The organism is Sorangium sp. So ce1153 (assembly GCF_051521595.1).
Classification (GTDB): Bacteria; Myxococcota_A; Polyangia; order Polyangiales; family Polyangiaceae; genus Sorangium.
Map to the genome: position 1 here is coordinate 9,854,470 of NZ_CP150361.1, position 14,397 is coordinate 9,868,866.

13 protein-coding genes are annotated in these 14,397 nt (G+C 72.9%); 7 read left to right on the plus strand and 6 right to left on the minus strand.

From position 1 onward, the window contains the following. Nucleotides 1-602: 602 nt before the first annotated feature. Both WME85_RS35500 and WME85_RS35505 read right to left on the minus strand, forming a co-directional pair. Nucleotides 603-1,274 (minus strand): DUF2378 family protein, encoded by a 672-nt coding sequence (locus WME85_RS35500; RefSeq protein WP_437303491.1) that lies wholly within the window; start codon nt 1,272-1,274, stop codon nt 603-605. 346 nt (nt 1,275-1,620) lie between these two features. Further along, nucleotides 1,621-2,031 (minus strand): DinB family protein, encoded by a 411-nt coding sequence (locus WME85_RS35505; RefSeq protein WP_437842426.1) that lies wholly within the window; start codon nt 2,029-2,031, stop codon nt 1,621-1,623. A gap of 97 nt (nt 2,032-2,128) precedes the next feature. On the opposite strand from WME85_RS35505, the gene WME85_RS35510 reads away from it, so the two are divergent. After that, entirely contained in the window at nt 2,129-2,524 is a 396-nt protein-coding gene (locus WME85_RS35510; RefSeq protein ID WP_437827527.1) for a VOC family protein, read from the plus strand. Nucleotides 2,525-2,743: 219 nt separating this feature from the next. After that, nucleotides 2,744-3,445 carry a M15 family metallopeptidase gene (locus tag WME85_RS35515; protein WP_437827528.1) on the plus strand — a complete coding sequence of 234 codons (702 nt, stop codon included), beginning with the start codon at nt 2,744-2,746 and terminating at the stop codon, nt 3,443-3,445. Nucleotides 3,446-3,470: 25 nt separating this feature from the next. Here WME85_RS35515 and WME85_RS35520 read toward each other — a convergent pair whose 3' ends face one another. Together WME85_RS35520 and WME85_RS35525 are read right to left on the minus strand one after the other, a co-directional pair. Beyond that, nucleotides 3,471-3,962: an acyl-CoA thioesterase gene (locus WME85_RS35520; RefSeq protein ID WP_437827529.1), complete on the minus strand. Its 492-nt coding sequence runs from the start codon at nt 3,960-3,962 to the stop codon at nt 3,471-3,473. Nucleotides 3,963-4,227: 265 nt separating this feature from the next. Then, nucleotides 4,228-7,053: an ATP-binding protein gene (locus WME85_RS35525; protein ID WP_437827530.1), complete on the minus strand. Its 2,826-nt coding sequence runs from the start codon at nt 7,051-7,053 to the stop codon at nt 4,228-4,230. A gap of 46 nt (nt 7,054-7,099) precedes the next feature. Between WME85_RS35525 and WME85_RS35530 the strand changes: the two genes are divergently transcribed. Next, the gene (locus WME85_RS35530; protein ID WP_437827531.1) at nt 7,100-8,287 is read left to right on the plus strand and encodes a hypothetical protein; all 1,188 of its coding nucleotides are present in this window, start codon (nt 7,100-7,102) and stop codon (nt 8,285-8,287) included. A 112-nt stretch (nt 8,288-8,399) separates the two neighbouring features. Here WME85_RS35530 and WME85_RS35535 read toward each other — a convergent pair whose 3' ends face one another. Both WME85_RS35535 and WME85_RS35540 read right to left on the minus strand, forming a co-directional pair. Beyond that, nucleotides 8,400-8,945: a hypothetical protein gene (locus WME85_RS35535; RefSeq protein ID WP_437827532.1), complete on the minus strand. Its 546-nt coding sequence runs from the start codon at nt 8,943-8,945 to the stop codon at nt 8,400-8,402. Nucleotides 8,946-9,178: 233 nt separating this feature from the next. Continuing rightward, nucleotides 9,179-10,498 (minus strand): penicillin-insensitive murein endopeptidase, encoded by a 1,320-nt coding sequence (locus WME85_RS35540; RefSeq protein WP_437827533.1) that lies wholly within the window; start codon nt 10,496-10,498, stop codon nt 9,179-9,181. A gap of 202 nt (nt 10,499-10,700) precedes the next feature. On the opposite strand from WME85_RS35540, the gene WME85_RS35545 reads away from it, so the two are divergent. The 4 genes from WME85_RS35545 to WME85_RS35560 are packed head-to-tail and all read left to right on the plus strand — an operon-like array spanning nt 10,701 to nt 14,350. After that, nucleotides 10,701-11,459, plus strand: a complete 759-nt coding sequence (locus tag WME85_RS35545; protein ID WP_437827534.1) for a CoA transferase subunit A — start codon at nt 10,701-10,703, stop codon at nt 11,457-11,459. Between the two features lie 29 nt (nt 11,460-11,488). Beyond that, nucleotides 11,489-12,154 carry a CoA transferase subunit B gene (locus WME85_RS35550; RefSeq protein WP_437827535.1) on the plus strand — a complete coding sequence of 222 codons (666 nt, stop codon included), beginning with the start codon at nt 11,489-11,491 and terminating at the stop codon, nt 12,152-12,154. Between the two features lie 10 nt (nt 12,155-12,164). Further along, nucleotides 12,165-13,022 (plus strand): acetyl-CoA carboxylase carboxyltransferase subunit beta, encoded by an 858-nt coding sequence (accD, locus tag WME85_RS35555; protein WP_437303501.1) that lies wholly within the window; start codon nt 12,165-12,167, stop codon nt 13,020-13,022. Continuing rightward, nucleotides 13,019-14,350 (plus strand): bifunctional folylpolyglutamate synthase/dihydrofolate synthase, encoded by a 1,332-nt coding sequence (locus tag WME85_RS35560; RefSeq protein WP_437827536.1) that lies wholly within the window; start codon nt 13,019-13,021, stop codon nt 14,348-14,350. Before accD ends, WME85_RS35560 begins: the two co-directional genes overlap by 4 nt. The last annotated feature ends 47 nt before the right edge of the window (nt 14,351-14,397 follow it).

The following is a 14,397-nucleotide window of genomic DNA, read 5'->3' on the forward strand; positions in this document are numbered from 1 at the left end:
CTCGACATCGCGAATGCCGCTGTGGCAGTCACACAGCGTGACAGCGATCTACACAGAACATATCCAGAGTTCCGCTTGAGCCGTGGGAACATCAAGACTCGATCGTGGCAGTGGATGGCGGTCCTTGCGCGCACGAACCGGCTGGAGCGTCTCTCGGCCTGTTGCATCGTCCATGCGCCGCGAGGTGACAGGCTCGTTCAGCGCACGGCCACTCCAGTCCCTGGCCAGCCCGGCCAATGCTCTTCACCGTTCCGGGTGCTGCCTGCTCGCGGGGTTGATTCGACGCAGTGCTCCGCGGCCGGATCCCCACCTACCAACCACCGTAGCGCCGGCGGGAGGGTCCGCGCGGCGGGGGCGGGTGGGCGCGACCAGCACCGACCGAGGTGCCATGAGGCTCCTGGTGGCTCCGCGTCTCAGGCGCGCCTTATGTGGCGCGCAACACAACGTCCCAGGTGGCATGGCCCGAAGGGAGACATGCCGGGTGGTGTCTCATGCGCAAGCGCCTCGGCCCCCGTCTTGGCGGATGGCCGAGCGCCTGCCCGCCCCCGCCGCGCGGACCCTCCCGCCGGCGCGGGCCGCGCGGACCCTCCCGCCGGCGCGGGCTACCAGCTGACCACGAATTGCAGCGTTTCCGTCCCGTGCACATCCACCGAGATGGTCGGCTTGGCCCCGTACCCCATGACGAGCGCCTCGAAATTCCCCAGCGGGTACTCCAGCACACCGCGGAAGCTCCCGATGTCGATCTTCACCTCGGACGGCCCCAGCTGCCTCGCCCGCGCCGTCGGCCCCTTCACGAGCGCGCCGAGGCTGCCCGTGTAGCGCATCAGCGCCGCGCCCGGGTCGGTCGCGAGGTGCATCGTGATCCGTCCGAGCGCGCTGTCCCGGAAGGCCGCGACCTGCTGCCGCGCCAGACGACGGTACGCCTCGCGCGAGCTCCGGTTCGGGTGGGAGAGCCGCGCCGCCGCGTCATAGAGGCGCAGGAAGTCGCGCATCGGGTAGTCCGAGAACGGCAGGTAGAGCCCGCCCCGCGGAGGGCTCGAGAGCGTCGGCACCACCTGCGCGAAGCGCTCCCCGAGCGTCGCCGCCAGCGCGTTGAAGAACATCCCCTTCATCGCGTAGAACTCGGGGACACCCGCGACCACGGCCTCGAGGTCGATGTTGCCGAGGAGCGGATCGGACGGCCGCACCTCGAAGGAGGCGCCGTTCGGCCCGACGAGCGGCCCCTCACCGAACGGGGCGCTCGCCGGCATGACGCTTCGAGGAACGGTGCGCATGACACCGCTCTTGGGAATCGGCGTCTCGTTCGCTTGCCGGCGCTGGTCGCTGCGGACCTCTTTCATATGGAGCTCGCCGTGAAAGAACTCAACTCAGGGGCCACTTGCGGCAACCACCGCAGCGGAGGGCACATTCCAGCGTTCTGCAATGGCCATGCCGCCTGATCCCTGAACGAGTACCGCGCGAACACGGGGGCTCACGGCGGATTTCCCTTGCATGGATGCAAGGCTGCTTCAGCGCTGCAACCGGCGGCGATGGCCAGGACGGGACGCGACTCCGCTCCGGCCGCGCGCGCGTGTGCCCAGCTACATGTTCGCGAGGGCGCCTGACCGAAGGCACACCGCGTCAACGCACCCGGAGACCGAGCTCGCGGAGCTCTGCCTCATGCAGCGGGAGCTCCGCGGCCATGAAGAACTCATCGAGCTGCGGCGGCTTCACGCGCGTGCCGGCGAGCATCGCGTGCGCCTGCCCGCGGTGATGGATCTGGTGGACAAAGAGGTGCAGCAGCACACTTCCCACGCGATCGACCTGCACATAATTTTCACGCTGGATCTGAATCTCGCGATCGGAGTCCCCTGAGAGCTGCTCGCAGAACGCGATGAGGCGGCGATCGGTCTCGCGCTGAGCCTGGCGCAGCGCGGCGAAGTCGGTGAACGGCTCGGTGTCCTCGAAGATCGAGAGGCCGCGGCCGCCGCGCTCGAACGCGTCGAGGTAGTACCAGTCGACGAGGAGGATGTGCGTCAGCGTCTTGTAGATCGAGGGGAAGGGGCTTCAGGATCCTGACAGCACGCTGTCAGGAGGGCGGCTGTAGAGTGCCAGTGCGTGCGGGCCGGAGGCCCGCGAGGAGGACCTCATGAAAGCAGGATTCGGCGGTGTGATCGTCTATGTGCCCGATGCTGAGGCAGCGGCGGCGTTCTACGAGCGCGCGTTCGGCTTCGAGCGAAAGTTCGTCTCTGACGGCAAGGAATACTGCCAGATGCAGGGGGAAGCGCCGCTCGGGTTCGTGCAGGAGGACTACGCCCAGAAGAGCCTCCCCGAGTTCGTGAGGAACCAGTCGGGCGCGCGGCCCGCCGGGTTCGAGATCCTCGTCGTCAACAAGGACGTCGACGCGGCGTTCAAGCGCGCGGTCGACGCCGGAGCGACGCCCGTCGCGCAGCCCCACGACATGCCGTGGGGCCAGCGCGTCTCCTACGTGCGCGATCTGAACGGCGTGCTCGTGGAGATCTGCGCGCCGTGGACCGTCCCATGAGATCGGCCGCTCCGTGGACGGGCGAGCCGGCTCGCGCGGCGGCGCGGCGAGCTCCCCGCCGCGCTCGGAGACGCAGCGCGCCGTCCGGCGACCGGGTGCGCCCTGCCCCCTGACGGCGCTCTCCTGACAGGCGCTTGCGGCAAGTCCTTGCCGCCCCTGGCGCGGCCTGCTTAACCTCCGCGCGTGAACGCGAACGGCCGGACACGGGTGCATCTGCTCGTGGCAGCAGCGATCGCCCTGCTCGCGGCCGGCCCCTCCGGGCTCGGTGACGGGGCTGTGGCCGAGGCCAAGGAGACCGTCCGGGCCAAGAAGACGAAGAACTACGAGTGCCGGCCGCAGAGCCCGCAGAAGTTCCTGAAGCGGCGCAACTTCGTGGAGAAGGGCATGCTCAACCCGAAGAAGCACGCCCGCGCGGTCCGTTACCTCATCGAGCATTACGGCCACGTAGAGACCGACGAGACGCGGCGCCTCAACCCTGAGAGCGCCTTCTCCCAGGCCACGACCGTGCAGTTCATGGGCCTGCCGCTCTCCGTCCACGAGAAGATCGCCCCCGCGCTCCACTGCGTCGAGAAGCGGATCCGCGCGACGTGTTCCAGCAAGTCGCGCCGCTACACGCCGCGCGCCGTCGGTGGGTTTCGCACGGCGAACAGCTATCGTGGCGCGGAGATCTCGAACCACCTCCTCGGCATCGCCATCGACATCGATCCCGAGCGCAACCCGTGCTGCGGCTGCGTCGACCCGTGGCCCACGAGCCCGCTGTGCCACGAGAAGAAGCGCACGGCCTACGAGCGCACCGCGCTCACCCGCTGCTGGATCAAGGCGTTCGAGCGCTACGGCTTCGACTGGCTCGGCCACGACGATCTCGAGGACACGATGCACTTCGAGTTCCTCGGGAACCCCGACCGGATCAAGAAGAAGTAGCGCGCGCCGCCGCGAGGGCCGGCGCTCACGCGCCGCCGCGAGCGCCCCCGCGCCGGGAGAGCCGGCGAGCGCGCCGCTCCGCCGCGGCCTCGGCGAGGTGGCGGTCCTCGTCCGTCTCGAGCCGGAGCGGTCGCACCGCGGTGGGCTTCAGCGACGCGTCCACCGCCACGAACGTCACGAAGGCCGTGACGGTGGGCCAGACGTCGCCTGTCGCCGCGTCCTCCCCCTCGACGGACACGAGGATCTCGAGCGATGTGCGGAAGGTGGCGGTCACCCGCGCGGCCAGGCGGACGACCTGACCGACCTTGATCCCGCGATCGAACGAGAGGTCGTCGATCCCCGCGGTGATCACGGTGCTGCCGGTGTGTCGCTGCGCGCAGATGGCGGCGCACAGGTCGATCCAGGCGAGCACCTGGCCGCCGAAGATCGAGCCGAGCGCGTTCGCGTGCGTCGGCAGGACGTACTCGGTCATCGTGGTGACCGACTCGGAGGCGGGCTTCTCGTGCTGGACCGTCACCCGGCAGGTGTATCACCGCTCCCCCAGGTTCGTCCCCAGCAGCCCACGGTAGGCCCCCGGGGAGGGTGTTCGTCGCGCGGGGCGGGGACGGGCTGATGTCTGAGCGCAATCGACGTCCCGTGTCCGGCGTGCGCAGCACGTCGGGCACGGGACGTCCCACGCGAGTTCTGCCCGTCCCCGCCCCGCGCGACGAACACCCTCCCCGGGGGCCGGTCGGTTCGGCAGGACCTCCCGCGGGCCGAGAGCGCTCTCGAACGGCGCGCTGCTAGCTCGACGTCGACGCCCGCCCCGGCCTCGGAAACAACGGCTCCTCCGGGGTCGGCGAGCGCCCGGATCCCGGCGCGACCGACGACTTCCCGAGGCCCGGCGGCCCCGTCGGGAGCGTGGGCTCGTCCTCGAAGCGCGCCGCCGTGACCTTGAGCCGCGTGAAGATCGCCTCGGCCCGATCGTTCATCGTCACCGCCTCGCGCCGCGCCGCCATGTTGGCGACGAAGCTGCGATCGGTGGTCAGGAACCGCGCGTAGGCCTGGAACGTGCGCGCGAGCTCGAGCTCGTTCCCCGTCTCCTCGAAGATGCTCACCGAGCGGGCGAAATAAGCGCGCGCGCTCTTCGTGTTCGCGCTGCCCCAGCCGCCCGCCGCCGTGATCTCGCCGAGCGTCCGGAGCGCGATGCCGAGGTGCACCTTGCTCCGGACCGAGGCGAACAGGTCCACCGCCCGGCTGATCGAGTCGCGCGCCTTCTCCAGATCGCCCCGGAGCATGTAGGCCTTCCCGAGGGCGCGCCGCGCCTCGGCGAGCCCGAGCCGGTCGCCCAGCTCGTCGCAGAGCTCCTCGGCCTGCTGCAGCACGCGCACCGCCTGGTCCGGGTCGCCGCTCCGGTAGAGCGTCCCGCCGATGTTCGTCAGGATCAGCGCCGTCCGGTTGCGATCGCCGACCTGCCGCGCCACCTCCAGCGCCTCCTCGAAGAGGGCGAGCGCGCGGCGGTGGTCCCGCTGGTCCTGGGCGATCATCCCGAGGTTGTTCAGGCTCATCACGACGCCGAGCAGATCCGAGATCTCGCGCCGGATCGCGAGCGACCGCTCGAACGTCGCGAGCGCCTGCTTGAACTCGCCTGAGTCCTGCAGGGCGAGCCCCAGGTTGTTCAGCGAGAGCGCGATCGAGCGGCGATCCCCCATCCGCTCGCGGCGGGTGAGCGCGTCGCGCAGCCACTTCAGCGCCTCCTGGTACTCGCCCCGGAGCCAGTGCAGCTTGCCTATGTCGTCGATGGTCGAGGCGATCCCCCGCTCGTCCCGCGCCCCCTCGAAGAGCCGGAGCGCGGTCGTGAGGTGCTTGCCGGCCTCGTCGAGCGAGCCGCTGTCGCGGTAGAGCCGCCCGATGCGGTTGTGCGCGGCGCCGCCCTTGCGCCGGTTGTCGAGCCGGTAGGCGAGCGTCAGCATCTCGCGGAAGGCGGCGAGCGCGTCGTCGACCCGGCCGGCGAGCTGCAGGACGTCGCCGTAGTCGTGGAGCGCGTCGATGCGCCGCGCGACGTGCGCGTCGCCGAGCAGCGAGAGCCCGCGCGCGTAGTACTCCGCCGCCTTCGCGTTCGAGTAGCGCCCGCGCGCCACATCCCCGGCGTCGAGCAGCGAGAGCCCCGCCCGCACCGCGTCGCCGATGCGCTCGCGGTGCATCGCGAGCTGCGCCAGGAACTCCTCGCTGGCGCGCACCGCCACCTGCTGCTCCAGCCACTCGGCGATCGCGTGGTGGTAGCGCCGCTGGGCCGCGGCGCTCATCCGCTTCTGGAGCGTCTCGCGCTCCTTGTCCTGCGCGAACACGTACTCGTCCGAGCCCGCGAAGCTCGACTCGCCCTGCTTGCGCAGGTAGCCGCGGTCGCACAGCGAGCGGAGACAGGCGTTGATCCGGTCGAGGTCCTTGTCGCTCTGCTCCTCGCCCCACAGCTCGGGCGCCTGACAGCCGGCGCGGCCGAGCACGAACAGCGCGCCGCTCCAGAACACCGGGCCGATCGTCGCGGCCTGCTCGAGCAGCTGCCGGCTGTCCTGATCGAGCGCGGCGAGGCGGACGTTCACGGCGTCCTCGACCGTCATCGGGAGGCTCGCCGTCGACAGCTTCCCGAGGTGGACGCGCCAGCGCGGCCCGCCCGCGGAGTCGGGCGAGAGCTCCTCGATCACGCCCTGGTCGTGGCAGATGCGGACCATCTGCTCGAGCAGCGCCGGGTTGCCGTTCGCGAAGGAGCAGGCCGCCTCGACGAGCTCGGGCGGCGCGCCCGGCCGGGGCTGCGACTCCGCGCCCGCGGCGTCGACGACGACGACGTCCTCGCCCCCGCGCGGCAGGCACGGCGCGAGCAGCTCCCGCGCCAGCGCCGCCGAGTCGGCCTCGCCGAGCGGCGCGAGCTCGATCAGCGCGTGGCGCCGGTCGCCGACCTTGCCCCAGTCGTCCTGGCGGGTGAGCAGCTCCGGGCGGGCGGCGCAGAGGATCAGGACCGGGCCCGCGAGGTACTCGATGAGGTAGCGCACGAGCGCGAGGGAGTCGTCGTGGGCCGCGTGGAGGTCCTCGAAGACGAGGCACACGGGGCCGTGGGCGGCGTCCGCCTCGAGGAACGCCTTCAGGACGGCGCGGCGGATGAGGTCGGCCTGCGCCGGATCGTCCTGCACCGCGCGGGTGAGCGGGCTGTCGCCGAACGCGAGCCCGATGAACTGGCCGAGGAAGTAGATGACGTCCCCGACCTTGCGGTCGCCCATCACGTGGGCGACCTGCGCGCGGACCTCGGCGCGGGCCGCGTCCTTCTCCATGCCTTCCGAGAGGCCGAAGCGGGCGCGCAGGAGCCGCGCGAAGAGGCCGTACGCCGACGCGATGTCGCCGGCGTTGCCCGAGTAGACGCGCAGCGGGGCGGAGCCGTGGCGCCGCTGCTCGAGGAAGTCGCGCGCGAGCCTGCTCTTGCCGATGCCCGGGGGGCCGACGAGCGTCACGGTCCGGGTGGAGCGCTCCCTCTCGACCGCGTCGAGGGCGCGGGCCAGCGCCGTCAGCTCGCCCTCGCGCCCGATCAGCGGCGCGCGGGCGGGCGGCGCCGCGCCAATTGCACTGTCCTCTCGGCTCATCTACCTGTGGCCTCCACGTCTCCCGGGTGCCGCAGCTCGGGACACGATGTCCGGAGCCTATACCAGGTTCGGCTTCCGTGGCGCGTGCGGTAAACTGCAGGGCGTGGACGACGAGGTCACGGGGACGCCGCGCGGCGCGGGCGGCACGGCGCGAGACGCAGCGGAGATCCGCGGGCGCATCACCGCCTGCTTCAGCCTGATGGAGCTGCGCCGCTTCGCGGAAGAGCTCGGCGCGCCGGACATCCCCTGGGATCGTGGGATCCAGGGCGCGGCGCACGAGCTCGTCCGGCGCTTCGAGCAGCGGCGCGAGCTCTGGTCGCTCGTCGAGAGCCTCCGCGCGGTGAGGCCGCTCGTGGAGTGGCCCGATCTGCGGACAGTGCCGCCGGTGTCGTCGATGGGGCACGCGCACACGGACATCCCGCGACCCGCACCGCTGCCGAATCTCTCGCCGGCGCCGGCCCCCTCACCTCCGGCGTACGTCGCGACCCTGGCGCCGCCGCCGATCCCGCCGACGACGCGGACGCCGGGCGTCCCCACGCCGGAGCCCGCGGCGAGGGCGCGGGGGCGGGCGCCCGGCGTCGGCGGGCCGGCGCGGCGCCAGGCCGGCGCGCCCGGCGCTGCCGAGCGGACGCCCGTGCGGGCGGCGCGCCGCGTCGATGTGCGCATCCTGCTGGCCACCCTGGCGATCGTTGTGGCCGGCCTGTTCGTCGCCTTCCTGATCGGCAGGGCGTCGAGCGCTCCGGGCGAGGAGGCGGCGCGCGCGGCGCCCACGAGCGGAGCGCCCGCGAGCGGAGCGCCCGCGAGCGCCCCGCCGCCGGCGCTCCGGCCGGACGGGGTCGCGGCGCGCGCGGCCTCCGCGATCGATCGCCGCATCGAGAGCGTCGCGCGGGCGTGCGAGATCCAGCCGGGCGCGGCGGAGGACGTGATGCGCCGCGCGTTCGAGCGCTGCGGGCCGGCGCCCGCGCACCCGGTGTTGCCAGCCCCCGCGGCTCGGGGCGCTCCGCCGGCCGCCGACCTTACGCCGTCGCCGCCGCCCGCCGCGGGGGCGGCGCCTCGCGCGCCCGCCGCGGCCGGCAACGCCGGGTGCGTGGGCGCGTGCGAGCGGCGCCACCAGGCGTGCCGGGCGACGCAGTGCGGGAGAGAGCCCACGCAGAGCAGCCAGTACCAGAAGTACCAGGGCTGCCTGTCGACGTGCCTGGAGCAAGCGTCCAGGTGCCGCCTCGGCTGCCTCTGAGCCCGCGCCGCGCGAGCGCTCCGAGCGCCGGGCCAGCGCGGGCGCGTCGATCGTCAGGGCCCGGCGCGAGCTCGTCGTTCGTCAGGGCCCGGCGCGCGCCGCGGGCCGAGCCTCAGAGGGACGGCGGCCGGCTGCGCCGCATCACGTTGACCGTCGCCGTGGGCTGGTGCTCGGGGCAGCCGGTGCGGCCAGACCGGCTGGGATCGAAATCGATGCGGAGGCAGGTCTTGCAGACGCAGAGGTACGCGTCGTGGAACTCGCGGTAGCTCAGGATGTCGGCGGCGAACAGGCTGAGGACGATGTCGCTGAGCAGGTCCTCCTCGCGCGGGCACGGCTCCCAGAGCGCGGGGTCTCCGGCGCGGCGCACGCGCCCGCCGTCGATGGCGGCGCCGAGAAATCGATCGTCCGAGGCGGGGGGCATGAAGGCGCGGAGCGAGGCGAGCACCCGGAACCGCGCCGCGCCGACGAGCTCCCGGAGCTCGGCCTGGTCGAGGTCCGCGTCGAGGGGCGGGCCGAGCATCACCTGCTTGGAGAAGCCCTCGGTAACGTAAGCCGGACGGCGCATCCGCCCGGTCGCCACGAGGTGCTTCTCGAACCAGGCCGCGAGCGCCGCGGCGCTCTGGGGCGGCGCATCGATGAACGTGAGCGCCGCGAGCAACGCGCGTCGATCATGGCCGCTGGCGACGAGCGAGGGAGTGGATGGGAGCGTCGGAATCGAGGTGTGGGAGTCCGCTTGCCGCATGAACACCCCCCTTGTTCACCCAGTCTGCACGAGGACTTCTCTCCAGGTCCAGATGGCCGGACGCCCCGATCAAAGAATGCGGGACTACCTTCAATGCAGCGCGTTAATCTCTCTTTGCTGACGCGGGAGGATGCCGGAGGCCAGCGGCGTCAGTCCGTGATCTTGAGCGCGCCGCTGTCGTCGAGCGCGCCGCTCGCGTCGGCGCCGTCGGAGTCGGCCTCGACCTCCTCCTGCGACGCGGAAGGGGCTGAAGGTCGAAGGAACGACAGGTCGAGGCCGCCCATGGGCTGCTGGGCGGCCGCGCGCGCGGCGGCGAGGGGGAGCGCGTCTCGCTCGCCGGCGCGCGGCTCGGCGCGGCGCCCCTCCTTCTCGGGGCGCGGCTCCTCGCGTCGCGGGCTCTCGGGCCGCGCGTTCGCGGGCCGCGGGCTCTCGGGGCGGGCTCGCGCCGCGGGCTCGCGGCGGCTCGCGTCGGCCGCGCCGGGCCGCGCCGGCGTCGCGGTCGTCTTCTGGGGGCGCGCGGCCGGGGTCCGGAGCGCCCTGGCCATCTTCGCCATCCGCGCGCGCGTGCGGAACGAGGGCGCGTTCTTCGCGAGCTCGATGCAGCTGCCGCGCATGGCGCCGGGGCAGGAGATGCGCACGTGCATGTGGTCGTCGTGCGGCTCGGAGCCCGTCGGCTGCATCATGGCGAGCTGCGCGCGGACGAGCAGCGCGCGCGAGACGCCGATGCGCTTCGCGTGGGCGATCAGCGCGGACCGAAGCGGATCGGAGACGAAGATGTGGCTCACGCGGGCGCGCGGGTCGGTGAGCAGGTGCTGCACGAGGAGCCAGTTGCGCGGCAGGTCGAAGCGCGCCCCGGGCATGTTGGTCGAGGCGAGCCGGGCGTTGAACCGCAGGAAGAACGGCGCGTGCACCTGCTTGCCGCGCGCGTCGAGCGCGTAGAAGCCGAGGTCGACGTCGCGGCCGCTCTCGTGGGAGTTGTGGCGGTGGACCTCGCCGCCTTGCTGGCGCGACAGGTCGCCGACGTCGAGCACGGCCCCCGGGTAGCGCCTGGCGACGCCGCGCGCCGCGCGCTCGATCATGCCGACGAGCGCCGGCAGCCCCCAGCGGACGTCCGCGTGGGCGTAGGCGGGCACGACGCGGATGTCCTTGCGCGAGGTGTCGAGGCGCACGCCGCCCTCGAGGCGCCCCTCGTTCGGATGGCCGACCGACGAGGCGGGCGTCCGGGGCGCGGCCTTGGTCCTGGCGGGCTCGGTCGATCTCGGGCCCGCGTCGCCGGCGCGGGGGCGGTGGCCCTTGTTCGGGTCCTTCGCGCGCAACGCCCGCGGCGTCTTCCGCGCAGCGCGCGGCGCCCGCTGCGCGGAAGACGCCGCGGCGGGGCGCGCCGGTGCTGCCGTCGCGGCGTCGGCTGACCGGAAGCCGGGCAAGGAGAGCGCCAGCATCGTGAACAGCAGGGAGAGCGGTCGAGGCACACCGGTGCGTTACGGGGTTTCGGCGGGCAGGGCCAAGAAGCCGGCGCGCCACGCTTGCGGCGTTCGCGGGGCGCGTCGCGGCGCCGCGTCAAGGCCGGCACCGCCCGGCCCCTGTGCCGCGCTGCGGCGCCGGCGTCGCGGCGTGCGCGGCGGCAGCGGAGGCTTTTGCCTCGCGGCCAGTTGGGCTACCTCTCTTGCGGCCATGGACAAGGTCTACAAGAGCGCGCTGGATGCGGTGAGAGACATCCCGAGCGGCGCCACGATCCTCGCGGGCGGCTTCGGCCTCTGCGGCATCCCGGAGAACTGCATCGCTGCGCTCCGCGAGCTCGGCACGAAGGATCTCGTGGTCGTGTCCAACAACTGCGGAGTCGACGCCTTCGGGCTCGGGGTCCTGCTCCAGAACCGCCAGATACGGAAGATGATCTCGTCGTACGTCGGCGAGAACAAGGAGTTCGAGCGGCAGTACCTGAGCGGCGAGCTCGAGGTCGAGCTCACGCCGCAGGGCACGCTGGCCGAGCGCATCCGCGCGGGCGGCGCCGGGATCCCTGCTTTCTACACCCCGACCGGGGCGGGCACGGCCATCAGCGAGGGCGGGCTGCCGGTGCTCTACAGCCCCGACGGCACGGTGAAGCGGTACTCCGAGAAGAAGGAGGTGCGGCAGTTCGACGGCCGCGACTACGTGCTCGAGCCGGCCATCCGCGGCGACTACGCGATCGTGAAGGCCTGGCGGGGCGACCGGTTCGGCAACCTCGTCTACCGCCACACCGCCATGAACTTCAACCCGATGATGGCCATGGCCGCGAAGGTGACGATCGCCGAGGTCGAGGAGCTCGTGGAGGTCGGCTCGCTCGACCCGGACCACATCCACACGCCCGGGATCTTCGTGCACCGGATCTTCCAGGGCGAGCGCTACGAGAAGCGGATCGAGCGGCGCACGGTGCGCAAGGCGGCTTCGGCCTGACCGCGCGCGGCGGAAGGACAGGGGACACGATGGGACTCACGCGGGAACAGATCGCGCAGCGCGCCGCGCTGGAGCTCAAGGACGGCTACTACGTCAACCTCGGCATCGGGATGCCGACGCTCGTCGCCAACTACATCCCCGCCGGGATCGAGGTGGTGCTCCAGAGCGAGAACGGGCTGCTCGGCATCGGCCCCTACCCGACCGAGGGCTCGGAGGACCCGGACCTCATCAACGCCGGCAAGGAGACCGTGACGATGCTCCGCGGCTCGGCGATCTTCTCGAGCGCCGAGTCGTTCGCGCAGATCCGGGGCGGCCACATCGACCTCGCGATCCTCGGGGCCATGGAGGTCTCCGCGAAGGGCGACCTTGCCAACTGGATGATCCCCGGCAAGATGGTGAAGGGGATGGGCGGGGCGATGGACCTGGTGGTGAGCGCCAAGCGCGTGGTCGTGATCATGGATCACGCGGCCAAGAACGGCGCGCCGAAGATCCTGAACGACTGCGCGCTGCCCCTCACCGGGCGGGGCGTCGTCCACCGGATCATCACCGACCTCGCCGTGCTCGACGTGACGCCCGAGGGGCTCGTGCTGCGCGAGCTCGCGCCCGGCGTGAGCGCCCGAGAGGTGCAGGAGAAGACACAACCAACCCTGCGGGTCCCCTCCGACGTGATGGAGATGGACCTCGGGAGCGCCTGAGGGTTCGCCGATGACCTGGCCCGAAAAGACCCTGCCGACGACCGACGCGAGCGAGAAGCGCTCGCTGGGAGCGGGCGTGTTCCGTCGCTGCGACGGCTGCGCGCACACGCACGACGCCGCCGAGCTCGCGCGCACCTTCGAGGTGTGCTCGCAGTGCGGCCACCACCACAAGCTCGACGCCGACGGGTGGCGGAGGCTCCTGCTCGACGACGGCGAGCTCGCCCAGTGGGACGATCACCTCGTCCCGAACGATCCGCTCCGGTTCAGCGACGGCAAGAGCTACCGCGACCGCGTCGCCGCGCTCCACAAGAAGAGCCGGTCGAAGGAGGCGATCGAGATCGGCCGGGCGAGGCTGGACGGCCGCGACATCGCCTACGGCGCGTTCGTCTTCGCCTTCATGGGCGGGAGCATGGGCTCCGTCGTCGGCGAGAAGATCGCCCGCCTGTTCGAGCGCGCGGCCCGGGAGGAGCTCCCGGTGGTGCTCCTCCAGTCGTCGGGCGGCGCGCGGATGCAGGAGGGCATCCTCTCGCTGATGCAGATGGCGAAGAGCGTGTCCGCGCTCGAGCGGTACCGGAAGACGCGGCTGCCGTTCCTGTCCGTGCTGCTCCACCCGACCACGGGCGGCGTCGCGGCGAGCTTCGCCTTCCTCGGCGACGTGAACATCGCCGAGCCCAAGGCGCTCATCGGCTTCGCCGGCCCGCGGGTCATCGAGAACACGATCCGGCAGACGCTGCCGGCGGGCTTCCAGCGGGCCGAGTTCCTGCTCGACCACGGCATGGTCGACGCCATCGTGCCGCGCCCCGAGATGAAGGCTTACCTCGGGACGCTGCTCCAGCACCTCGCGGGCGGTCGCCGGGCGCGGCGATGACCTCGGCGGCGCCGCGGCTCCCGGCGCTGCTCGACGCGCTGGGGCAGCGCGCGCCGCGGGGCATGGTGCTCGGCCTCGACCGGGTGCGCGAGGCGCTCGCGGCGCTGGGCGATCCCCACGAGAGCGTCCCCGCGGTGCACGTCGCCGGCACCAACGGCAAGGGGAGCGTGTGCGCGATGGTCGAGTCGATCGCGCGCGCGGCCGGGCTCCGCACCGGCCTCTACACGTCGCCGCACCTGTCGCGCTTCGCCGAGCGCATCCGCGTCGGGGGCGAGCCGATCGACGACGCGGCGTTCGAGCGGGCGCTCTCGGCCGCGCTCGAGCGGGTCCCCTCGCCGCTCACGTTCTTCGAGGCGCTGACCGTCGCGGCGTTCGTGGCGTTCCGCGACGCGGGGGTCGACCTCGCGATCCTCGAGGTGGGGCTCGGCGGTCGGCTCGACGCGACCAACGTGATCGCGGCGCCGCTCTGCACGGCGATCACGTCGATCTCCTTCGATCACCAGGCCCTGCTCGGCCCGACGCTGGCCGACATCGCCAGGGAGAAGGCTGGTATCCTCAAGCCCGGCGCGCCCGCGGTGCTCGGCCCGCTCGATCCCGAGGCGGACGCCGCGATCGAGGCGGCGGCGCAGGCGGTGGGCGCGGGGCCGCGCCTCCGCGTGACGCGGTCGGAGCAAGGCGGGCGCGCGGGCGAAATCGCGGTCGGGCGCGGGGGGCGGGCGGGGCCTTCAGCGCGCGCGACGCGCGTCGCCGCGCCGGGGCGCCGCGCGATCGAGGTGGAGCTCGGCCTGCGCGGGGCGCACCAGGCGGAGAACGCGGGCGTGGCGTGCGGCGTCGCGTGGCAGCTCGCCGGCCGGTGGCCCGAGGTCGAGCGCGCGCTGCCGGCGGGGCTCGCTGCCGCGCGCTGGCCCGGCCGGCTGGAGCGGATCGAGGCGGGCGCTGCCCATGTCCTCCTCGACTGTGCGCACAACCCGCACGGCGCGCAGGCGCTCGCGGCGTGGCTCGACGAAGAGGGCCCGGGCGCGGCGCGCACCTCGCTCGTGTTCGGGGCGATGAGCGACAAGGGATGGGGCGAGATGCTACAGACGCTCGCCCCGCGCGCGCAGCGGCGGTTCTACGTGACGCCCAAGGGCCGCGCGGCCGCCCCGCTCGAGGCGCTGCGCGCGATCGCGCCGGGCGAGCCGATCGGCGATCCGGGCGCGGCGGTGGCGCGGGCGATGGAGGTCGCCGCGCCGGGCGAGCTCGTCGTCGTGACCGGCTCGATCTACCTGGTCGGCGAGGTGCGGTCGTCGCTGCTCGGCATCGCGCCGGATCCGGTCGTGGCGCTCTGAGCGGACGGCAGGGCATCACGGGGGGGAGCGCCGCGGAGGCGCGCAGG